Raw genomic sequence first — 22,765 nt, forward strand, 5'->3', positions numbered from 1 at the left:
TTCTCCTATTAGGGTTTATCGAGCCAGCCAGCCGCCGTCGACGGCTAACACGTGGCCATTGATGTAGTCACTGCCCTGAGAGGCTAAAAATACAGCGGCCCCACTAAGCTGCTCTGGCTCTCCCCATCGTCCGGCAGGGATGCGCTTTTCAATTTCTTTGTTGCGCTCAGGGTCGGCTTGCAGTGCGGCGGTGTTATCGGTACGGAAATAACCTGGTGCGATGGCATTCACCTGAACATTGGCACTGGCCCATTCATTCGCCAGGGCCTTGGTCAGACCCACGATAGCGTGCTTACTGGCGGCATAGGCCGGAACGGTAATCCCTCCGGTGTAAGACAGCATTGAGGCAATGTTAATGATCTTGCCCTGGCCGCGCTGAACCATGTGTTTACCAATGATCTGGCTTAACAAAAAGGGCGCATCAATGTTCACATCCATCACCCGCTTCCAGTCCTCAAACGGATAGTCAACGGCCGGACTGCGGGCAATGGTGCCGCCATTGTTAACCAGTACATCGACCTGACCCGTGACGCCCAAGGCCTGCTCAGCCATTGCCCTGACCTGATCGGGTTGACTCAAGTCGGCGACAAGCTCGTAGCTTTCCCCATCAAACTCAGCAATGGATGCTCTGGTCGCATCGCAGCCCCCTTCTCGCGAACTGCTGCACACCACCACGGCACCGGCCTTTGCCAGACCAATAGCCATGGCCTGTCCTAACCCGCGACTGGCGCCGGTTACAAGGGCCGTTTTGCCTGCTAAAGAAAACACATTGTATTCTTGGCTCATCTTCTCAAAGCCTCTTTCTGGTTAATTGTTATGACTTATGTTGTAAGTCTTCATACAACATAACACCTGCTAAGTTAGTGTCAATAATTCGTTAACGATTTCTGGTGAACTCAGTGGCTACATGGATGGATTTTCAGGGTTAATCCGTCCCCAATGTCGGCCTGGTAAATGTCTGCTTCCAGTCCAAACTGTTGGGGATATTCCCGTTTTATACGTCGATTCAGCGTTTCGACCCGATCATGGGGACACAGGCACACAATGGCGCCACCGAATCCTCCGCCGGTCATACGTGCGGCGCCGGCTTGTCCTAACAAGTCATCACAAATGGCCACAAGGCCGTCGGTCGCCGGTACGGTCACCTCAAAATCGTGTTTTAATGACTGGTGAGAGGCTCGCATCAGGTTGCTCATCGCATTGATGTCTGAGGCGCCAAGTGCCTCCTCAAACGCAAACACTCGTGCGTTTTCGGTAATCACGTGCCGCGCGCGGCGGTATTGGTCGGCCGTCATTGAAGCCCGGCACTGCTCAAGCATCGGCAAGGTGGCCTCTCTCAGGGAGCTTAACCCCATCGCTGCCGCAGCCTGCTCACAGTCCCGACGCCTTTGGTTATAAGCACTATCCACCAGTTTGCGAGGGTAGTTCGAGTTAATAATTAATAAGGAAAGACACTTGGGAATTGGCGTAAAACGTCGCTCCAGAGATTCGCAGTCAATTAACACCGCATGCCCGGCCTGGCCTGTGGCCGAAACGAGCTGATCCATGATGCCACACTGACAGTCCATGAAGTCATTTTCAGCCTGTTGACCGATAACGGCCAACTGCTGCGGAGAGAGCGTCAACGACAGTGCTGCATTGATGGCTCCGGCGACAGCGACCTCTAACGCGGCCGATGAGGACAGCCCCGCCCCCTGCGGCACATCACTGGCAATCACCAGCTCCATCCCCTTCAAGGCATACTCTCTTTGCTGAAAAACAGCAAACACAGCACGTACGTAGTTGCCCCACTGACAAGGCCCCGGCGCTAACTGATTCTGCACAGAAAACTGGTCTGACTCCTGGGGGTAGTTCTGTGAGTAGACGAAAACCTGGTCATCATTCCGCAAACGGAATGCCACCTGAGTGCGGAACTGCAGTGCGGCGGGGTAAACAAAACCTCCATTGAAGTCAGTAAACTCACCAATCAGATTGACTCGCCCCGGGGCACTGGCGATACCCTGAAGATCAGACTGGAAATGCTGACGAAACGCTTGATACATATCAGTCACTGCTCGTCTCCTTGTAGTGAGTCAACGACGTCTGTCGCAATGCACCCGCTGCCTTCTCAGGGGTAAGATCCCGCTGGCTCTCTGCTAACATTTCATAGCCCACCATATGTTTTTTTATGGTCGCGGATCGAAGCAAAGGCGGGTAAAAGTGGGCGTGCAGTCGCCAATGGCAGTTATCCTGACCATTGGCGGGGGCATTGTGCCAGCCCATTGAATAAGGAAAGCGACACTGGAACAGATTGTCGTAACGGGTCGTAATATTCTTCAGGATAGAGGCCAGCGATGTCTTCTGGGCCTTGTCGAGATCACCGAAATCCCGGATATCGGCGCGTGCCACCAACAATATTTCAAACGGCCAGGCGGCCCAGAACGGGACGACCGCTAACCAGTCATCATTCTGCTCCACGATCCGTGTTTGCTCATTCAGCTCCCGCTCAACATAATCAGCCAACAATGGACGGTCGTGTTGCAGGTAATATCCGGCCTGATGCCTGTCTTCAGCTGACACCTCGGAGGAAAGGTGATGATGAGCCCAGATTTGACCATGAGGATGGGGCTGTGAGCATCCCATTATCTCGCCTTTATTCTCAAAAATCTGAATACAGGCGTAGCTTTGGCTGAGCTCCTGATATTGACTCTGCCAAGTATTAACTACCTGTGTAAGCTGCGGCACGGTCATCTCTGCCAGGGTCTTGTCGTGTTCAGGGGAGAAACACATCACCCGGGCACAGCCTTGCGCTGTCTCAACCTGCATCAACTCATCGGACGCGCTGCTCACCTCCGGCGAGTCTTCCAACAGCGCCGCAAAGTCATTGGTAAAAACGAAGGTCTCTGAGTAATCAGGATTACTGTCACCATTGGCACGTTCCACAGCGGGGCATAACGGACAATCTGCCTTAAATGCCGGTAGGTCTGGCTCAAAGGCTGCTTCGGTCGCACCATGCCAGGGCCGGTTATTGCGATGAGGTGACACCAGTACCCATTGTCCGTTGAGGGGGTTTCGGCGTCGGTGAGGAAATTCCATAGGCTGCATAACCACTCCTAAATGCCTTGTGGATATTTAGACTGCCAGTGCCAGCTGTCTGCCAGCATCTGCTTAAGATCTCGCGAGGCCTGCCAATTCAGGCGAGCTTTTGCCAAAGTAGGAGCCGCAATCGTCGTCGCCACATCTCCGGGACGACGCTCGGCGATCGAATAAGGAACAGCCCGACCAGAAACCGCTTCAAAGGTGTTCACCACATCAAGCACTGACGCGCCCGTTCCGGTTCCCAGGTTAAACGCGTGAAAGCCATTGCTGGAGTAAAGCTGCCCCAGAGCCTGCACATGCCCCTCGGCCAGGTCCATCACATGCACGTAATCCCGAATCCCGGTGCCATCGGGCGTGTCATAATCGTTACCATAAATGTGCAGTTTCTCGCGCTGACCAACCGCGGTTTGGGTCACATAAGGGACCAGGTTGTTCGGGATCCCGGTAGGGTTTTCCCCCAACAGGCCGCTTTCATGAGCGCCCACCGGATTGAAATAACGCAGCGCAATGCTCAAGTCGTCTGAGTGCGCCTGGCATTGATCGCGCATCATCTGCTCGACCATCAACTTACTCCAGCCATAGGGGTTGGTGGGCGCCTTTGAGTGGTCTTCATCAATTGGCAGGTATTGCGGATCGCCGTATACGGTTGCCGATGAACTGAATACCAGCCGTTTAATGCCCGCTTCGTGCATCTGCTTCATCAGGATGGCGCTGTCGCAAACATTATTTTGATAATACATCAGCGGCTGTGCCGTTGATTCTCCTACGGCTTTTAAGGCGGCAAAATGCAATACAGCTTCGATCGGGTAGTCGGCAAAGCATTGTTTCAGCGCCTGGGCATCGCCCACTTCGGCCTGAATTAAGTCAAACCGCCTGCCACAGATACGTGCCAGCTGCTCTGCGACGGCGGCGCTGGAATTACTGAGATTGTCGTAGATAATGGGCGTATAACCGGCCTGGTGAAGGGCAACACAGGTATGACTGCCTACATACCCCAGCCCGCCGGTGACCAAAACATTCGGTGACGTTATGTTATTCATCTTTACCACCACGCCAGATAAAACACCCCAACGATAAGACATACCGCCAGTGAGCTCAGGTTAAATCCAAAGTGTGTATGAAAACTGACCGGTGCAGAGGGCTCGCTGACCTTGCTTTCAGAGGAGTCCAGTAACGACATCACAACGCCCAGTATCAGACAAAGTACAAACACCAGCCCCACCCGATCCATAAAGGGGAGCTCAGGCCAAAGCAGCTTGAATGCTAATGACAATAGTGCAGAGCCCAGTGCCGCCACTAAGGCGCCAATGGCCGTCGCTCGTTGCCAAAACATGCCTAATAAAAACAGCACTACGATGCCGGGGGTGAAGAAGCCGGTGAATTCCTGAATGTACTGGAAGGCTTGATCAAACTGACCCAAGAGAGGTTTGGCGGTAATTAACGCCAGTGACAGGCCGACTAAGCTGACGATTCGCCCAACCTTCACATAGTGGTGCTGAGATCGGTCCTTTACCCGATGCTGATAGATGTCCATGGTGAAGATGGTGGCAATGCTGTTACTCATGGACGCCACCGATGACACGATAGCGGCGACCAGAGCGGCGAATACCAGCCCTTTTAGTCCTTCAGGCATCAGTGTCATCAGCTGAGGATAGGCCTGATCAGGTCGGTCCAGGCCAGGAGCCAGAAGCACCGCAGCCACTCCGGGCAAGACCACGATAACGGGCATCAGAATTTTCAAAAACGCCGCGAAAACAATGCCTTTTTGGCCTTCTCTCAGGCTGCGTGCTCCAAGCGTGCGTTGAATGATGTACTGGTTGAAGCCCCAGTAGGACAGATTCATCACCCATAAGCCGCCCAGCAGTACCGACAGGCCCGGTAAATCAGCGTAGTGGGGGCTTTCTTCGGACAAAATCATATCAAACTTAGAGGGTAGCTGTTCGGTGAGCACACCGAACCCGGTCAGAGCCCCTTGCCCATCACCAATCATATTCAGCGCGGTATACGTCAGGAACAGCCCGCCGGCTACCAGCAACACCACCTGAATAATATCCGTAAGCGCCACCGCTTTAAGGCCGCCATACAATGAGTAAGCGACCGAGAACAACGCCAGAAACACCATCGCCGCAACCATATTGACCCCGGTAATGGTGTAGATAGCCAGCGCTCCCAACCACAGGATTGCAGTCAAATTGACAAAGACATAAACGCCTAGCCAGAAGATAGCCATCAAGGTTCTCACCCGATGATCAAAGCGTTGTTCCAAAAATTGCGGCATGGTGTAGATACGGCGTTTGAGAAAAATAGGCAGGAAGAACTTGGCAACGATAATCAGGGTTACTGCGGCCATCCATTCATAGGACGCAATGGCCAGACCGATTTGATATCCGGAACCTGACATACCGATGATTTGCTCTGCTGAGATATTCGCCGCTATAAGAGAGGCGCCAATCGCCCACCAGGGCAGTGATTTACCGGCAAGAAAATAATCATTCGTGTCTTTATCATGACCTGCTTTTTCTCGTGAAACCCATAAAGCAAGGCCTATCAGGCCAATGACATAGGCAAAAAAGACGGTCATATCGAAAGCGGTTAACTGCATGCTTGCTCACTCCATATCATGACACTGATAGTATAATGACATCATCTCATATGATGACTTATGTTATTAAAAAGCGCCCCACTGATAGGTGGGGCGAAACCCAGTCCAGAGAGAATTGCACTAGGGAGAACTCTGTTGCACACCCTGCAAGGTGAAATGATAGCGATACTGGTTGTCGGTCAGCGCATAACGGGAGAGAACTGGCGTCTGCCAACTGTCAACACCGCCCACCCCCATCTGACCGAAGTCGATGTTCACACTGACTAAGTCTCGGGGGACTAATTCTCCGGAGTGGTGGTTTTTGCGCACCATTCCGGGATCAAGGTCACCGATTCGATAATGCAGCGCACTGAAATCAAAGGTCGGCTGTCCTTCAATTTCCAGCCCTACTCCCTCACTGTTAAGGAGCTGAGCCCAGCGAACCTGTGTTTTGTAACCACTTTCCTGCGGACGGATATAGGGATGGTACTGCTCCGCTACTGAGCTGTGATAAACCCCAACATGAGCGCTGTAACGACGATCCTGATAATTTTCGTGAGGACCGCGGCCATAGAAGCTCAGTTGGTTAAAATCATCGAACAACTCCAAATTCAGACCGACTCTGGGAATCATGGGCATGTTTTCCATACCCACATTCAGGGCGTAATCGACCTCTACACGTCCAGCGCGATCTACCCGGTAATCGATGGCAACCTTGCCCTCTACATCAGGAACATCAAAGCGGGTCTTAAAGCCAATATCACCATTGTCATGACGCACTATAGTGGCTTCAGTCAAAGTATGTCGCTCAGAGGCAAGCTTCCAGACGCGCAGCACATCCTGGCTACCCGCACCGAAGTCATTGTCGTTGGGTGCACGCCAGAAGTTGAGCTTTGGTGCCTGTTTGAGCAGCTCTTGCCCTTGATATCGCCAACCAGCGAGTTGTCCGCGTAACTTAGAAAAGCGCAGCTCGAATCCTTCGCCCACAATGGTGGCCACCCGCTCAGTATCATAAAGCTGGAGCGGCGCTCCGCCTTTTGCCAGCTCCGACTCTGGCTGATATTCAACCGGCAACGGAAACTGTTCTTTAGCGACCTCATGACCTTGTTCAAGCAAGGGCAACGGGCGCTTGGTAACGACACTCAGGTTTAAGAACCACTCACGATGATCATCATCCTCGATGTCGTAGCCCAAATCCAACGTGCGTCTCTGTTGTGGACCTAGCGCCAGTTCATCAATACGGCCGGATTCCATCACCTTACCATCGGCTTCTACCTGCCAAATTAACTGGTAGTCACTGAGGTCTTTGAAAAAGTACTCATTGAAGACCTCAATTTCACCGTCTTTTAAGTCTTTGGCCGTAAACTGAATATTCTGATGTACTTTCTTCACCTCGAACAAAGACGGGTGTGGCTCTCGATCGGGGTTAACCAGCCCATTTAACAGGAAGTTACCATCAGAAGGCGTGCCCGGTGGGCCGTAGTCACCGCCGTAAGCAAAGAAGGATTGGCCCTTGTCATTGGTTTTACGCAGTCCCTGGTCCACCCAGTCCCAGATGTAGCCGCCCTGCAACATGGGATACTCACGGATGTAGACCCAAAAGTCGCGGAAGTTACCCACACTGTTCCCCATGGCATGAGCGTACTCACTCATGATCATAGGTCGTCCATCGCCGCTTTCTGCGAACGCTTTCAGATCATCCGGTTTCGGATATTGGGGCACATACATATCCGTATTCCACTGGTTAATGGCGCGCTCATACTGAATAGGCCGTGTCGGATCGCGCTCATCCACCCAGTCATACGCATGGAAAAAGTTATAGCCGTTACCGCCTTCATTCCCCAAAGACCAGACAATCACAGAGGGATGGTTCTTATCCCGCTCTACCATGGCTTCAATGCGCGCCAAATGGGCCTTTTTCCACGCGGGATTGTTGCCTAAGCTCTCTCCGCGATCCAAGCCATAGTAAAAGGCGTGAGACTCGATATTGGCCTCATCAATGACATAGATGCCGTAGCGGTCACACAATTCGTAGAAGTAAGGGTCATTGGGATAGTGAGCCAGCCTGACTGCGTTAATGTTAAACTGCTTAAATAACTGAATGTCTTTGAGCATGCTCTCGCGGCTAACAACCTGCCCCGTATCCGGATCATGTTCATGGCGGTTGACCCCTTTGATCAATACCGGCTTGCCGTTGACCAACAGCTGTTCGTTTTCCACCTTCACATCACGAAAGCCCAGGTCCCGCCGGACCAGCTGTTGCAGTTCTCCCTGCTCATCCAGTAAGCGCATTTCCAGTTGATAGAGATGGGGTGTTTCGGCACTCCAGGAGCGCACATCCTCCAGCACGGCCTGAAATGTAAGCTGGTGATCACTGCCCTCAAACGCATAGGCCTGCGACGACTTCCACAATGCCCCCCCTTGAGTGTCTGTCAAACTCGCCTGGAGCCGTCCCTTAACCCTGTTATCACTGTGATTTTCTAAAGTCACAGAAAGTTCGAGCTGACCATCCTGATAATCCTTGCTCAATCCAGACTTGGCAAAGTAGTCCTGAATTCGCTGCTCAGGTGTGGCGTACAGGTACACGTCACGGGTAATTCCCGACAAACGCCAGAAGTCCTGATCTTCAAGGTAGCTGCCATCGCTCCAGCGCAGCACTTGCAATGTGATCTGGTTGCTGCCCGTATTCAGGTAGGGCGTGACATGAAATTCGGCTGGCGTCTTACTCCCCTGGCTGTAACCAACTCTCTGACCATTGACCCAGACATAAAAGGCCGACTTTACAGCCCCAAAATGCAAGAACACCTCTTTGTCCTGCCAGCCTTCCTCTATATGAAATCCGCGTCGATAAAGCCCCACCGGATTATGATGCTCCTGAATGAGTGGCGGATTTTTCTCGAAAGGCATAGGGATATTGAGATAAATGGGAACACCATACCCCTCTACCTCCCAGTTCGACGGCACCGGAATACTGTCCCACTGACTGTCATCATACTCAGGCGCAAAAAACGACGTATTGCCTTGCTGTAACGCCGCGGTCATCGAAGGCCTTTCCAGCCATTTAAATTGCCAGCGACCATTCAAACTCTGATAGTTAGACGCCTGTTCGGGTGCATTTTTTGCGTCCGCCTCGTTGGCATAAGGGAAAAAGTTCGCCCTTGGCTCTAGCTTATTAATCGAAATCAGGTTCTGATCCTGCCAATGAGCCGGGTCCGGGCCTTCGCCCGCAAAAACCAAAACACTGGTGGTCATTCCAAGCCCGGCCAGGGCCCAACGAGCGAGTTTAATCATTGGAAACCTCCTGCCCTTTTTCCTCTTCTAACAGCTGATATAACTGGGTACCGGTGAGTAACAGCGCCCCCACGGCATAAATTTGAGAATCATCTTCATCCACCGAGTCTGGTGATGCCGCAATCTGCTGAACCCAGCCCAGCTTGCCACTAGAATGAATCGCCCCAGTTAGTCCTTCCCAGGCGGACAAAAGCACTGGCATATAGGTCGCCTTGTCCAATACGCCCTGGTGAATCCCGGAGGCGTAGGCAAACGCCATCAACGCCGTGCCACTGGTTTCTTTATAAGGCTGGGTTTCGGGGGCCAGAACAGAGGGACGCCAAAAACCATCTGACTGTTGCGCACCCGCCAGACGGGCCATCAACTTACGAAAGATGTCCTCGTAGCGTGGGCGTTCCGCATAGTCAGCGGGAAGCTGCTCCAGAATTCTTGCCAGGCCTGCCGCAACCCAACCCACACCGCGGGCCCAGATAACCTTTTCACCATTCGGCTCGCGTTTGTCGAAAAATCGGGTATCGCGGAAAAAGAGATGATCTTCCTCGTCCCAGAGTAAATCCACGGTGTGCCAAAATTCCTGATTGGCGTATTCACGATAACGTTCATCGCCGGTTACGTTAGCCAGATGAAACCATACCGGCGGCCCCATAAAAAGCGCATCGGCCCAGCACCAACGATTCTTACAAGGCACATAACTAAAGTCCCGTCCCTCAAAGTAATCCGCCATCAGTTCACCGGTAAACTGAGACTTTTGCATTACCCGCTCAAAGCGGAGATCGACCGAGGGGGGCGAATTAAGAATCTGATCAAAAATGACTCGCAAGGGCGTAATCATCCCGGGCTCCTGATACTCCTCATAGAGATCCAGGTACAACTGACCGATAGCATAGTCATCGGCATTGTAGATCCGGGGGGCAAAAAGGTAGCGACTGTCTTGAGCGATAGCCTTAAGGCGCTTTAGATGTTCATCATTGCCGAGTTCCTCGGCCAACTGAGCATAGCGAGCCATACCAACGTAGAACGCGGCGTAGACCCAACCCTGTGGATGACTGTCACCGGATGACGGCGACATATGAGCTGAGGCGTCATAACCGGTAAACAGGTTGGAGTCATCATCAAACTGCTGCCACTGCCAGTCTGATACCGCCTCCATCGTCTTTAACACCTGTTTCTGACTCACGGACTGTGCCTGCACGGGTATCAGGCCTGCAGCAAAAGCCAAAAGAAACACCAAACCGGCACCAGCGCCGCCTCTTCGGAATGAAGCATAAAGCCGGGATACTGCTGTGCTCATTTTATTCCTCAACGATACTTATCAGTCTTCATACAACTATAGATAAAAACGATTTGATTAACAATAGCCAAGGCAGGAAAAATGACAGGTTAAAAATTAAAAACATTTTATATCAACAAGATAAGAAATATCAGTCTTCATATATGTTATGTGAAGTTGAATGATTTTTAACCTCGTGCTAACAATTTAAAGGCTTTGCATGAGCTCACCAAAAAGTAACATTCTCGGAACAATAACGCTGGACGCCCTATTGCTCCCCCAATAACAATGGAGCGACATACGATGATCTTTAAAAACAACTCGTCGACCTGCAGACGAATGTCTCTGCAGTTGACATTACTTTCTATAATTGGGCTTGTACTCATGATCAGCAGCCAGCCAGCCCAGGCGCAAGCCAATGAAGTTGACACCCTTAAAGCTCGCTTAATACCCGACTTTGTTAGTGATGAACAGCAGCGAGCCCAAGAGGACAACACGACCGTCAATGCTCTGGCGACCAGTTACTTCAACAACCAGCAAGCTAACGGCAGTTGGAATGACATCAACTACAACGACACGTCCCGCTCCGACTGGGCCCCCTCAGAACACCTGTCCAGGCTCAGAACCATGTCGGTCGACTACTACCAGACCCCAACAGCGGCAAAAATGAATCAGCTCTCTGATGGCATCGACTATTGGTATCAGGTCAACCCCACGAGTAATAACTGGTGGTGGAATGATATTGGCAAACAAAAATATCTTGGGGCTATCAGCTTGATTCTGGAAGATCAGCTTCAGCCTGCTCAGGTCACTAACATCCTTGGCGATTTCCCCTCAACGCCCTCTATGACAGGAGCCAACCGCACCGATATCTCACAATCAGTGATCTATGGCGGCCTGCTGGACAATGATGAAGCTCGTGTGCAAGCCGGCATCGACGGCATAGGCGACAGCATCATTCAAACGACTGGGGAAGGCATTCAGGCCGATAACTCCTATCATCAACACGGCCCCCTGCTGCATAACGGTTCCTATGGCAAGGTGTTACTGGGAAGCTCGCTCTACTGGGCTTATCAGGTGCGCGATCTTCAGTGGGCTTACTCCCAGGCTAAAATTGACATTATCACCGACTATTTTCTGGATGGGGATCGCTGGATGACTCGCCATGGCCGCATGGATTACAGCACAGGCGGCCGCTCGATTGCACGCCCCGGTCCCGCGGTACTCAGCAACGAGACCATGCTTAAGCGCATCGATTATACCGAAGCGTTAGTGCCTGCCCGAGCCAGTGACACTCAGGCTTTTCGCAACCATGTTAACGGCGCATCATCGGGTTTGGACCAGCATAAGCATTACTGGCGTTCCGACTATGGTGTCAATGCGCGTCCTGATTACCTTTTCACCGTCCATATGAGCTCCAACCGGATTCTTTCCAGTGAAACAGGTAATGGCGAGAACTTACTCGGCTTCTGGCTGGGTCTGGGCAACACCTTTTTGTACCAGAGCGGTCAAGAATACCGGGATATTTTTCCGGTCTGGGACTGGACCCGGCTACCAGGAGTCACAGGCCCGGACTACGAAGGCCCGAGCCGCACATGGGGAGGACCATCACTACAAAACACCACATTCGTTGGCGGAGTCAGTAACGGTAGCGCTGGCATCAGCACCATGAAACTGGACGTCCTCTCTACTCAGGCGAATAAATCCTGGTTCCACTTTGATGACCTTGTTGTTGCACTGGGCAGCGGCATCACGTCGTCGCATACCAATGATGTCTTTACGACCGTTGAACAAAACCTGCTTAGCGGCAATGTAACGGTGGACGGCAATGCACTGACTTCAGGCAGCCATGCTCTGGTTAACGCCGGTTGGGTGCACCATAACGATGTGGGGTATATTTTCCCACAGAGTTGGTCTGGTACGGTAAGTCTGCAAGCCCAGAGCGGCAGTTGGAAGCGTATTAACGAGAGTAAGTCTGACACCTTAATCAGTGAGGACGTGTTTAAACTAACCATAGACCACGGTAATCAACCTTCGGGCGCGGACTATGCCTATCTGATTCTGCCGAAGGCCTCTGCTGCTGACACTCAAGCTGCAGCCCAGTCGTCTAATGTCAGCATTCTGACCAATAGTGATACCCAGCAGGCGGTTTACCACTCAAGTAGCCAAACGACCGCTATAGTCTTTTATCAGCCAGGCAGCCTGACACTGTCAGGGGGGGAAATCATCAGCGTGACCCATTCCAGCGCCGTTCTGATCGATCAGAGCCAGGCGACGCCGTCGATCACCATAGCAACACCGGGAAGTGGTGGCATGGACATGGGAGTATGCTGGACCGATACCAGTGGCATCACCCAAAAGAGCACGGTCACTATATCCGGTGATGCTGCCGATCTCGGTCGGAGTCATACGGTGACCCTGGATGGCACCACAGGTGATTGCACGCCGACCCCCGCGTTATTGCCGGAACACGATGCCTATACGCGAAACGGCGCCTACGCCGACACCAACTATGGCAGTTACTCGTATCTTGCCATTAAAGACAGTGCCCCTGGTTATCAACGGTCAGGCTTCTTACAGTGGGACCTCAGCCAACTGGCAAGCGCCGCTGTGCAATCAGCAGAGCTTAAGCTGCATGTGCGCAACAGCGACCCCACGACCATCGGGCTATATCAAACGGCTGACAATTGGGACGAGCAGTCATTGACGCACAACCTCGCACCCAGCCCCGGAAGCCTGGTGGCGCAAGCTAATATTAGCGGGGACGACCAGTGGCTCAGCCTCGACCTGACCAACTATGTCAATGCCCAACTTGGCACCGACCAACGGCTCAGTCTTATGCTTCAGGGCGCGACGGCTGAGGCCTATACCGCCATCGACAGTAAAGAACACATCAGCGCCCCGAAACTTGTATTGAGCCCCCTGGCTTTGCTACCGAGCGATGACGCCATGGTGCGAAACGGCAGTTATGCCGATACAAACTACGGGTCCTGGTCTTACCTGGCTGTGAAGCAAAGCAGTAATAGTTACTACCGTAAGGCCCTGCTGAAGTGGGATCTGAGTGATATCAGTAGCGACAGCGTCAGCGAGGCCATGCTTAAACTGCATGTTCGAAACACGGACGCAACAACCAGTCTTAAGCTCTATAAAAGTGGTGATAACTGGAGTGAACAGAGCGTGACCTGGAATACTGCCCCGGCCAACGGATGGATGTTTGCCGAGCCAAGCGTTTCGGGCAACAACCAGTGGATAAGCGTGGATATCACCGATTTTGTCAACGCTGAGCTCAGTGGTGATAAACAACTCAGCTTTATTATCGAAGGTAGCAGTGCTGAAGTTTATACCGCCATTGATAGCAAGGAAGACAATAACCGTCCCTATATTACGATTAACCTCTAAGAGGCGTTGTTAGAAAAAGCCCCGGGCAAACCGGGGCTTTTTTATTTGCTAAACGCTCCGCGCACCGCTTTACATATTTGTACTGTTACCCTTCCATAGGGCGATATTCCAGCTCGGCCTTATTGCTTTCGGCGTCCTGTCTTCAGCAAAATCCAGGTCGGGCATCCTCTGTCCTCTCGCTCACCACTCTATTGGCTGCGCACGCTCGCCAATAGCTGGCGTGCTTCGCCCACGGCCTCGCGTTCATCCCTGACATCGCCTCGAGTCGCTCCTGCACTCTCGGCATACCGTCCATCCCTGACATCGCCTCGAGTCGCTCCTGCACTCTCGGCATACCGTCCATCCCTGGACATAAAAAAGCCTCCGCTAGGGAGGCTGTTATGGACATGCCCGGGTTAATCTTTTAACGACGTATCTCTGCGCACATCACTATCCCCTCCCCAGACTTTCTTCGCAGTCCAGGGTTCTGCCGGGCTGGTCCAGAATGAATGCTGCTCAGGTAACCCGAGGGGCAGGAACCCCAGTGAGGCCATATACAAACTGCCTGTGGAGATATAGGGTTCTGCCAGGCCTGTTTGCTCACCGACGACGCCGATTTTTAACCAACCTTCATCATCATAACTCTCACCACTGAGCAGTCGCTTCATGACAGCGGTCATTGCCGAACGCACCTGCCCCTCGTTAAGTCCCTTCGGCAAACGCTCCATTAAGGCCATTTGGGCTAACGTCTGAAAGGCACCAAAGCGGTAAATAGCGGAACGCCCGACGATAGGATAGGTTCCCTCTGGCGAGATTTGCCGTTCTAATATCGCTGCATAGCGCTGGGAACGGGCCATGACCTTGTCTTGCAATGCGTTCAGACGATGGCCTGTTTTGGCCTTCAGAACCCGGTGCACATCCACCAGCATGGGCTGGATAACGTATGAGTTGTAATAGTCCCAATGATAGGGCTCGCCGTCGGAATACACCCCATCTCCTACATACCAGTCCTTATGTTTATGCAACCCAAACTCAATGCGCGGCATATTGGTGGGGTAATCAAACTTTAAGTAAAACGCCTCCAGTGTCGCCGGAAACATAAGCCAATTGCTGTAGGGGATGTCGGCAATGTGGCGCGTTTTTTCAAAGGCAGCCAGCACGTCTTCCTTTACCCCATCAGACAAGCCGTACCAAAGCTGCTTCGGTGCCCGAATAAAAGCCTGGGCCAGGTAAGCCACATCAACCAGTGGCTGATGACCATTATTAAAATTCAAATAGTCTGGAGATTCAGGGTTCACACCATTGGCAATGGCTTGACGGGCCAATTGGATATACTCAGCCCTGAGTTTACCTTCCTCAGTGTCTGATGGTCCCAACTCTAGCCATGGCGCCATGCCAGCCATCAGCCGCCCCAGAGACTCTAAAGGTGCATATTTAATACGCTGGCCATACTCTGCTTCAAACTCTCCTTGCTTGTTGGGGAGGTTAGTACGGAGCGTTTCATCGGCAAGATTACGCAGCACCGGATCCGCCATAGCTGTCAAATGCCCAACCCATTGTTGACGAACATTATCATCAGCGACTGAATTTACGGCTATAGCCAACCAAAGCACGAGAGTTAGTATCAGTTTCCCACTATCTAACATGTCTATTTCCCTAATGTTCTACTTGCACGAGTAGCGGCTGGTTAAGCTTAATCAGCTCGTGCTCGAGCATGTCCTGAAATTGCGCTTTACTGCCAATAGCATCGGGGCCTTGCTGCCAGTAACCCCCGAAGTAGTATTCCAAGGTCTGCAATGAAGGCTTCATCACCACCAAATGATTGTGCTCGTCTTGAGTAAGGGTCTGAACATCCGTTTGACGATAAAACACCACCATTCCCAAACCATCATTGATATAGCTTTGGTCGCCATAGGTCGCTATATAGCGCCATGGCCCGGCTTGATGATCCCCTGACTGCATTAGCTGAGACTCATGTTTGACTATGCCGGTAACCCACTGTGGTAGTTCACCTTCTGCCGAGACTGTTACCTGTGTTAACGCACTGCCGGCCTCAATACCGTAACGAGCATCAATATCGGCTTGTCCGGTTTCTCCGACAAAGCCTTGATGAGACACCTCAACTTCACTGTACAGGGGAGTGCTGTGGCGGATGCTCACGGTCATTTGTTCGCTGTTATCAATACGTCTTGCCCGCTTGTCCTGATACACAGCCAGGCTGCCCAAACCAATAGATGGGCCTGTTTTCAGGATATCCATGCCCCATGGCTGTAACTCGTGATAAGAGGGCGCATCGACGTTACCGACCTGTGGCAGGGTGAGCTCCGGTTGGCGCTTGCCGAAGATATCGATCACATTACGCTTATCAAAATAGAGTCGGTACGCCACCTTGTCCGATTCCCATCCTGGTCCTTCATATTTAAATAAGCCGTCGCCAATTTCGTGCTGCTCCGGTAACGTCATTGCTTCCACTGCCTTAAAACTGCCACCGGTATACACCCCATCTTGCCGCTGAGCGTCATAACGCTTGCCCAGCTCCGCATAAGTACGCGTCTGAAGACTGATTTTATCCGCTTCTCGCAGTCGGTAGCTCGCCTTCCCATTGGCTTCCAGCGACACACTGAATAACAGCGTATCCGGTTGACTATCCAGATCCTCATCCAGCCACTGCCCCGGTACTATTTTCCGCCCGTTGTCCAGGACCACGGCGGCCCCTCGAAGGGGCTGTCCTGGTTCGCCCAGTTCGGTTACAGAAACCCGGACAATTTCATCCCGTCTTTCTGTTGGTGATGGATTTGAGATAGTAATCTGGGGGGCCGACTCGACTGAGGGCTGACACCCTGTGACCACCGCACTCAATAGAAGAGAAGCGGCGCAAAACGTCCAACGGGTTTGAAAACTAGACTTCATTATTTGTGTTCTCCTGGGTTATGAGTTTTAGCCGATAGCCGGGCTAAGTATGAACTGACGACACTGCAGGCGTGACGTTGACGGGAATGATAGCCCCGGGATGTTGGATAACGCTCGCAGCTAACGTCTGACCCTTTGCGACCCTCTGTTCTGGGGGCTGCCCGGCAAGCAAGGCAGACAGGTACCCCGCATTAAATGAATCCCCCGCAGCCGTGGTGTCCACCACCGAGCCCACAGGTTCAACCGGGAAGTGCTGGCGCTCGCTTTGAGTCAGCCGCATCACATGGTCAGCCCCCGCTTTGATCACCAACTCAGGAATACAAAGAGGAGCCAAAAGGTCGGCCACTTCTTGAGAGGTGATATCTTCACGCCCCAACAGGCTCGCCATATCCTCACGACCTGCAAATACCAGGTCACAAGACTCCATAAAGGCGTAGATATCTGTCTTCGCTTTGTCTCTGCTTTCCCAAAGCACAGGTCTGAAGTTAGTATCAAACACTAACTTTACGCCTTGACGACGCAGATCAGTCAGCTTTTCTAACAAGCGGCTTCGGTCATTGGCGGATAAAATTGCTAACGAGATACCAGAAAGAAACACCCAGTCCACCTGTTCGGCGATGGCGGAAAAGTCGTTGTCACTAAAAGTATCGAGCAAAGTGCGGGCCGCAGAGTTCTCGCGGTAATAGGTAAATTGGCGCTCACCCGCAGTATCAGTCTGAATAAAATACACACCGCAAGATCGACTTTCGTGCGACTTCAGCCAACGCGTATCCAGACGCGACTGTTCGCAGTAGTGACGTAAGTCCTGACTGAACATATCGCGGCCCAATACCGACGCGAAAGCCACCTCACACTCTTCTGATATTCGCTTCATGTAAACCGCAGTATTGAAAACATCACCTGCAAAGGCTTGATGCCACACGCCGGCTTCCCCCTGACGAAATTCAGCCATACATTCACCAATAAACAGGATTTTCATCACCACTACTCATATGTCTTCATACAACATATGACATTACCTATGTTTTAGGGTAATATCAAATATGTAAACTTTCGGTTGCTGGTCACAACTCGTTCGCTACCTTGTTCCGACTGTGTATCAGCTATAGTATTATCTTCAGATCAGATGACAGAGAGAGTCATAACGTGGAAAACAGTACTTTCAGCCTTTCACAGTTACAGAGTTCAAGGAGTCTTTCGAACGACCTGACCAACTCATTACGACAGAAGATTCTGGATGGCAATTTACCTCCCGGAACTAAACTGCCTACGGCGAAGGAAATAGAAGAGCAGGCTGGAGTCAGCCGTAGCGTTGTCAGAGAAGCCATCGCCGCGCTCAAGGCCGAAAAGCTGATTGTCAGCCGTCAGGGCATTGGGGTGTTTGTGGCCGCGGGTGCCAACAGTCGCCCCTTTGAGATCGATACCAATGAGTTTGCCTCTATCGAGGACGCGATCCAAATCCTGGAGTTACGTATGGCTGTCGAGCTGGAAATGTCAGCCATGGCGGCACGCCACCGCAAGAAGTCCCATTTAAAGCGCCTTTGGAAATGCATCAGCGAATTTGAAACCAAGAAAAATCAGGGCGAAGATGCCGTGAAAGAGGATTTGGCGATTCATCTGGCCATAGCAGACGCATCCGGCAACCCTTATTTTGCACGCTTTATCAAGTACATCGGCTCGGGCGCCATTCCCTCTAGAGACTTAATCAGCAAATACGATGAAAAGTCCAATAAGCCGGAGTATTTACAACAACTGCATGAAGAACATCGTCAGTTGGCTCAGGCAATTGAGGATAAGGACGAGGAAGCAGCAAGAGAGGCCGTACGACAACACCTGGGCAATAGCCTGAAACGTCACAAAGCCCTTGCCAGAAAAGCCATCGCCCAATAAAGCGCCAAGGACAGCAGACTATGGCACTAGCGGAGCCTTACCAAAACTGGTTTCTGTCCTTGTGCTGTATTTCAACACCTCTGTTAGAGGAAACCTGAAAAAGGGGTTGGCAATTGCCCCCCTTATTGGGTTAGAATCGCCCGCTTTTTAACCACCCCAGCTAAAGCTCTGATTAATTTCGCGACTTAAGGCGAGTATTTAAGCGTTTTTTCTTGTATACTTGCGCGCGATTTTTTAGACCGACTTTGTGAAGGAAACTATGTCAGATTTATCTCTTTACAGAAACATTGGTATTTTTGCCCACGTTGACGCGGGCAAAACCACCACGACAGAACGAATTTTGAAACTCACCGGTAAAATTCACAAAACCGGTGAGGTACACGATGGCGCGGCAACCACCGACTTTATGGAACAGGAAGCCGAGCGTGGTATTACTATCCAGTCAGCAGCAACCACTTGCTTCTGGAAAGACCACCGCCTGAACATCATCGACACTCCCGGACACGTTGACTTCACCGTTGAAGTATACCGTTCACTGAAGGTTCTGGACGGCGGTATCGGTGTATTCTGTGGTTCTGGCGGTGTTGAGCCTCAGTCAGAAACCAACTGGCGCTATGCGAACGAATCGGGCGTATCTCGTCTAATCTTCGTTAACAAGCTGGACCGTGTCGGTGCTGACTTCTATCGCGTTGTCGATCAGGTTAAGAAAGTATTGGCCGCTAACCCATTGATTATGACTCTGCCAATCGGTCGTGAAGACCAGTTCTCAGGTGTGGTAGACGTACTGGAGAAGAAGGCTTACGTATGGGATGACACGGGTCTGCCAGAAAACTACGAAGAAGTAGAGATCCCTGCCGACATGGTCGATGACGTTGAAAAGTATCACGAGCAGCTGGTTGAAACTGCCGTTGAGCAAGACGACGACCTGATGATGGCGTACATGGATGGTGAAGAGCCGTCTATTGAAGACCTGAAGCGTTGTATCCGTAAAGGAACTATCAACCTGGATTTCTTCCCCACTTTCTGTGGTTCAGCCTTTAAGAACAAAGGTATCCAGCTGGTACTGAACGCCGTTAACGATTACCTGCCTAGCCCAACCGAAGTTAAGCCTCAGCCGCTGACTGACGAAGAAGGCAACGAAACTGGCGAAGTCGCCACCGTTTCTGTTGACGAGCCTTTCCGTGCCCTGGCATTCAAAATCATGGACGACCGTTTCGGCGCCCTGACTTTCGTTCGTGTTTACTCAGGTAAACTGAACAAAGGCGAAACGATTTTGAACGCTGCCACCGGCAAGACCGAGCGTATCGGCCGTATGGTTGAGATGCACGCTAATGACCGTACCGAGCTGAGCTCAGCTCAGGCGGGTGACATCCTGGCCATCGTGGGCATGAAGAACGTACAAACCGGTCATACTCTGTGCGATCAGAAAAACCCTTGTACTCTGGAGCCCATGGTATTCCCTGATCCAGTAATCTCTATCGCGGTAACGCCAAAAGACAAAGGCGCGTCCGAGAAGCTGGGTAACGCACTGGGTAAGATGATCGCTGAAGATCCTTCATTCCAGGTTGAGACCGATGAAGACTCTGGCGAAACCATCCTGAAAGGTATGGGTGAGCTGCACCTGGACGTTAAGGTAGACATCCTGAAGCGTACCTTCGGTGTTGAGCTTGAAGTCGGTCAACCTCAGGTTGCTTACCGTGAAACCATCACTCAGGAAGTTGAAGATTCCTACACTCACAAGAAGCAGTCTGGTGGTTCCGGTCAGTTCGGTAAGATCGATTACCGCATCAAGCCAGGTGAAACTGGCAGCGGCTTTACCTTCTCGTCGACCGTTGTTGGCGGTAACGTACCTAAAGAATTCTGGCCTGCTATCGAAAGCGGCTTCAAGAAGATGATGGCAGAAGGTGTTCTGGCTGGCTTCCCAGTACTGGACGTTGAGATCGAACTGTACGACGGTGCCTTCCACGCGGTTGACTCCTCGGCCGTTGCCTTCGAAATCGCCGCTCGTGGCGCTTTCCGTCAGTCAATTCCGAAAGCCGGTCCTCAATTGCTTGAGCCAGTGATGAAGGTTGACGTGTTCTCACCTGAGGACAACGTGGGTGATGTGATCGGTGACCTGAACCGTCGTCGCGGTATGATCAAAGACCAAGAGCCTAACGCTACTGGCGTTCGCATCAAGGCTGACGTACCTCTGTCTGAGATGTTCGGCTACATCGGTCATCTGCGTACCATCACTTCAGGCCGTGGTCAGTTCTCTATGGAGTTCTCACACTACGCTCCTTGCCCTAACAATGTGGCAGAAGAAGTGATCGAAGCGGTTAAGGCGCGTAAAGCGGCTCAGTAATGCCCTCGCGTTAAGCCATCTAATAAAACCCGGCCTCGTGCCGGGTTTTTTATTGCCCATAGATCAGCCACTTCCCTCGTTCGCAGGGCCCGCCATTTGACAGTCCCCCCCGCCGGTCTGTTACCGTGCTTATGTAACCTTTGAATTTATCTGATTTCCGACAGGAGTTTCTATGTCCTTATTTTCGGCTACCGCCAGTCAGGCAATTATCACAGCAGTTCTGGCAGCCACTTTCACCTTTTCCGCCAGTAGCGTTCAGGCACAGCAACTGGGGCAGGCTCAGAGCCAGGCACAAAAACAAGGCCAGATGGCAGCACAAGCCGCACCCGCCATGCAGCTGTCTCAGGTTCGTCAGAAGATCCAGAATCTGAACAGTGAGCTGCAGGAAATTCAGCAAAACACGCTGGCCAACAACGAAGATTTACAGGCCCAGCGCGATGATTATCAAACGCTTCTGGACGACACCATGAAAGGCAACGGCTTTGAAGCTGCCGCCACGCGCGACCGTTTGAATACCATCGTCGAAAAGGTACAAAGCGGTGAAGCCAGTCAGGAAGAACAGCAAAGTCTGCGCAAAGAGTATCAGCAGAAAAGCCAGAAGCTGAGCCAGGCGCAACAACAAGCTATGCAAGATACCGACGTGCAGGATGCACGCACCAGCTACGGTGACGCGCTGGTAGAAGCCATGAAAGAGCAAAACCCCAAAACGAAGCAGCTGATCACTCAGTTAAATCAGGCTCAACAACAATATCAGGCCATGATGCAGCAGATGATGCAATCACAGATGCAGGGGCAGGCAAAAGCCAAAGGCACTGGCTCTAACGGCTAAGCTTCACAACTGATAAAAAACCCGGCAACTGCCGGGTTTTTTATTGCCTTAATACGGCATGGGGTATTGATGCAGAATTTTACCAATAGCATCGAGCTGCTCTTGAGAAAGGGTGAGCTCGAAGGCATCCATATCCTCTTTTAATTGCGTCATATCAGTAGCACCAATGATGGTCGAAACAACCCCATCCACCTGGTTACACCAGGCCAACGCAAGCTGAGCCGGGGTGATGTCAAACTCTCCCGACAGCTCTACCAACGCCCTTATTGCGTCTCTCGATGCCTGAGTATCCCTGAATAAGCCATTGCGGTGATTCGCCATCAGCGTCCAGCGGGAGCCTTCCGGCATTTTGCCATCCAGATACTTACCGGTCAGTGCCCCCGACGCCAATGGCGACCAAGGCAGGTAGGCAATGTCTGAGTGAACACACTGCTCGATCAGATAAGGCCAGTCTTTCCAGTGCAAGAGATTAAATTCATTTTGGATCGACACTGGCTTAGTAAACCCGTGCTGTTCGGCCAAGCTGAGATATTGTTGAATGCCCCAGGGAGTATCGTCGGATAAACCCCAGTGCCGGATCTTACCGGCCTTAATGGCCCCCTCCAGAGATTCAAGAATACCTAACATCTGCTCCGTCTGCTGCTGAGCATCGACGCCAGAAAGTGCCAGCATCCCAGGCCATTGCTTGCCAAAATGGGGCGAGGTGCGATTGGGCCAGTGGAGCTGATACAGATCGATATAGTCGGTGTTAAGGCGCGCCAGCGAGCCGTCGATAGCTTCACCAACGGTCTTGGCGCTGATATCACTGCCACCACGGATGTACTTTAGGCCATTACCGGCGATCTTTGAGGCGATAATCACTTTATCGCGCGCGCTGCCATGACGCTCTAGCCAGTTGCCGATAATACGCTCGGTGGCCCCATAGGTGTCCTGAGTTGGGGGGATGGCATAAAGCTCGGCGGTGTCGATAAAATTCACCCCACGCTCAAGCGCATAGCCCAATTGCTGATCGGCATCAGCCTGGTCATTTTGCTTGCCCCAGGTCATGGTGCCCAGACAGACTCTTGAAACCTTGAGGCCGCTACTACCTAGTCGGCTATAGTGCATAACAACTCCAATATTGAGTGGTGTTTAGAAGAGTAAACCATAGTGGTAGGCAGGAAAAGACAGGCTGAGTTCCAGGCACTGAAAGTC

Annotated in this window: 16 protein-coding genes; 4 read left to right on the forward strand and 12 right to left on the reverse strand. The window is 51.9% G+C overall.

Annotated features, from left to right (window positions below; translation table 11 throughout):
• Positions 1–15: 15 nt before the first annotated feature.
• From kduD to HMF8227_RS12885, 7 genes are all read right to left on the reverse strand, one after another.
• Complete coding sequence (gene kduD, locus HMF8227_RS12855) at positions 16–786, reverse strand: 2-dehydro-3-deoxy-D-gluconate 5-dehydrogenase KduD (RefSeq protein WP_109340559.1); 771 nt, start codon at positions 784–786, stop codon at positions 16–18.
• 110 nt (positions 787–896) lie between these two features.
• Positions 897–2,042 carry a galactokinase gene (gene galK / locus HMF8227_RS12860; protein ID WP_109340560.1) on the reverse strand — a complete coding sequence of 382 codons (1,146 nt, stop codon included), beginning with the start codon at positions 2,040–2,042 and terminating at the stop codon, positions 897–899.
• Position 2,043: 1 nt separating this feature from the next.
• Positions 2,044–3,084, reverse strand: a complete 1,041-nt coding sequence (locus HMF8227_RS12865; RefSeq protein WP_109340561.1) for a UDP-glucose--hexose-1-phosphate uridylyltransferase — start codon at positions 3,082–3,084, stop codon at positions 2,044–2,046.
• 8 nt (positions 3,085–3,092) lie between these two features.
• The gene (galE, locus tag HMF8227_RS12870; RefSeq protein WP_109340562.1) at positions 3,093–4,118 is read right to left on the reverse strand and encodes a UDP-glucose 4-epimerase GalE; all 1,026 of its coding nucleotides are present in this window, start codon (positions 4,116–4,118) and stop codon (positions 3,093–3,095) included.
• A 2-nt stretch (positions 4,119–4,120) separates the two neighbouring features.
• Positions 4,121–5,680, reverse strand: coding sequence for a sodium/sugar symporter (locus tag HMF8227_RS12875; RefSeq protein ID WP_109340563.1), 1,560 nt, complete (start codon positions 5,678–5,680; stop codon positions 4,121–4,123).
• A gap of 120 nt (positions 5,681–5,800) precedes the next feature.
• A complete protein-coding gene (gene lacZ, locus HMF8227_RS12880) occupies positions 5,801–8,950 on the reverse strand; it encodes a beta-galactosidase, LacZ type (protein WP_109340564.1) in 3,150 nt (1,049 codons plus the stop codon).
• A complete protein-coding gene (locus HMF8227_RS12885) occupies positions 8,943–10,241 on the reverse strand; it encodes a glycoside hydrolase family 88/105 protein (RefSeq protein WP_109340565.1) in 1,299 nt (432 codons plus the stop codon). The genes lacZ and HMF8227_RS12885 overlap by 8 nt, the downstream gene beginning before the upstream one ends.
• A 363-nt stretch (positions 10,242–10,604) precedes the next feature.
• Here HMF8227_RS12885 and HMF8227_RS12890 point away from each other — a divergent pair, with 363 nt between their 5' ends.
• On the forward strand, positions 10,605–13,619 hold the full coding sequence (locus HMF8227_RS12890; RefSeq protein WP_162558606.1) for a polysaccharide lyase family 8 super-sandwich domain-containing protein: 3,015 nt from the start codon (positions 10,605–10,607) through the stop codon (positions 13,617–13,619).
• Between the two features lie 188 nt (positions 13,620–13,807).
• Here HMF8227_RS12890 and HMF8227_RS12895 read toward each other — a convergent pair whose 3' ends face one another.
• The 4 genes from HMF8227_RS12895 to HMF8227_RS12910 are packed head-to-tail and all read right to left on the reverse strand — an operon-like array spanning position 13,808 to position 17,487.
• Positions 13,808–13,972, reverse strand: coding sequence for a hypothetical protein (locus HMF8227_RS12895; RefSeq protein ID WP_162558607.1), 165 nt, complete (start codon positions 13,970–13,972; stop codon positions 13,808–13,810).
• Between the two features lie 42 nt (positions 13,973–14,014).
• Positions 14,015–15,244, reverse strand: a complete 1,230-nt coding sequence (locus HMF8227_RS12900; RefSeq protein WP_109340568.1) for a DUF2264 domain-containing protein — start codon at positions 15,242–15,244, stop codon at positions 14,015–14,017.
• 10 nt (positions 15,245–15,254) lie between these two features.
• Positions 15,255–16,508 (reverse strand): DUF4861 family protein, encoded by a 1,254-nt coding sequence (locus HMF8227_RS12905; RefSeq protein ID WP_109340569.1) that lies wholly within the window; start codon positions 16,506–16,508, stop codon positions 15,255–15,257.
• Between the two features lie 43 nt (positions 16,509–16,551).
• Entirely contained in the window at positions 16,552–17,487 is a 936-nt protein-coding gene (locus HMF8227_RS12910) for a sugar kinase (RefSeq protein ID WP_109340570.1), read from the reverse strand.
• A gap of 167 nt (positions 17,488–17,654) precedes the next feature.
• On the opposite strand from HMF8227_RS12910, the gene HMF8227_RS12915 reads away from it, so the two are divergent.
• The 3 genes from HMF8227_RS12915 (at position 17,655) to HMF8227_RS12925 (ending at position 21,571) form a co-directional block, all read left to right on the forward strand.
• The gene (locus HMF8227_RS12915; protein ID WP_162558608.1) at positions 17,655–18,398 is read left to right on the forward strand and encodes a FadR/GntR family transcriptional regulator; all 744 of its coding nucleotides are present in this window, start codon (positions 17,655–17,657) and stop codon (positions 18,396–18,398) included.
• Between the two features lie 259 nt (positions 18,399–18,657).
• Positions 18,658–20,742 carry an elongation factor G gene (fusA, locus tag HMF8227_RS12920; RefSeq protein ID WP_109340572.1) on the forward strand — a complete coding sequence of 695 codons (2,085 nt, stop codon included), beginning with the start codon at positions 18,658–18,660 and terminating at the stop codon, positions 20,740–20,742.
• A gap of 172 nt (positions 20,743–20,914) precedes the next feature.
• Positions 20,915–21,571 (forward strand): hypothetical protein, encoded by a 657-nt coding sequence (locus HMF8227_RS12925; RefSeq protein ID WP_109340573.1) that lies wholly within the window; start codon positions 20,915–20,917, stop codon positions 21,569–21,571.
• A gap of 48 nt (positions 21,572–21,619) precedes the next feature.
• On the opposite strand, the gene HMF8227_RS12930 is transcribed toward HMF8227_RS12925, so the two are convergent.
• On the reverse strand, positions 21,620–22,678 hold the full coding sequence (locus HMF8227_RS12930; RefSeq protein WP_109340574.1) for an aldo/keto reductase: 1,059 nt from the start codon (positions 22,676–22,678) through the stop codon (positions 21,620–21,622).
• Positions 22,679–22,765 lie beyond the last annotated feature (87 nt).

The organism is Saliniradius amylolyticus (assembly GCF_003143555.1).
GTDB lineage: Bacteria > Pseudomonadota > Gammaproteobacteria > Enterobacterales > Alteromonadaceae > Saliniradius > Saliniradius amylolyticus.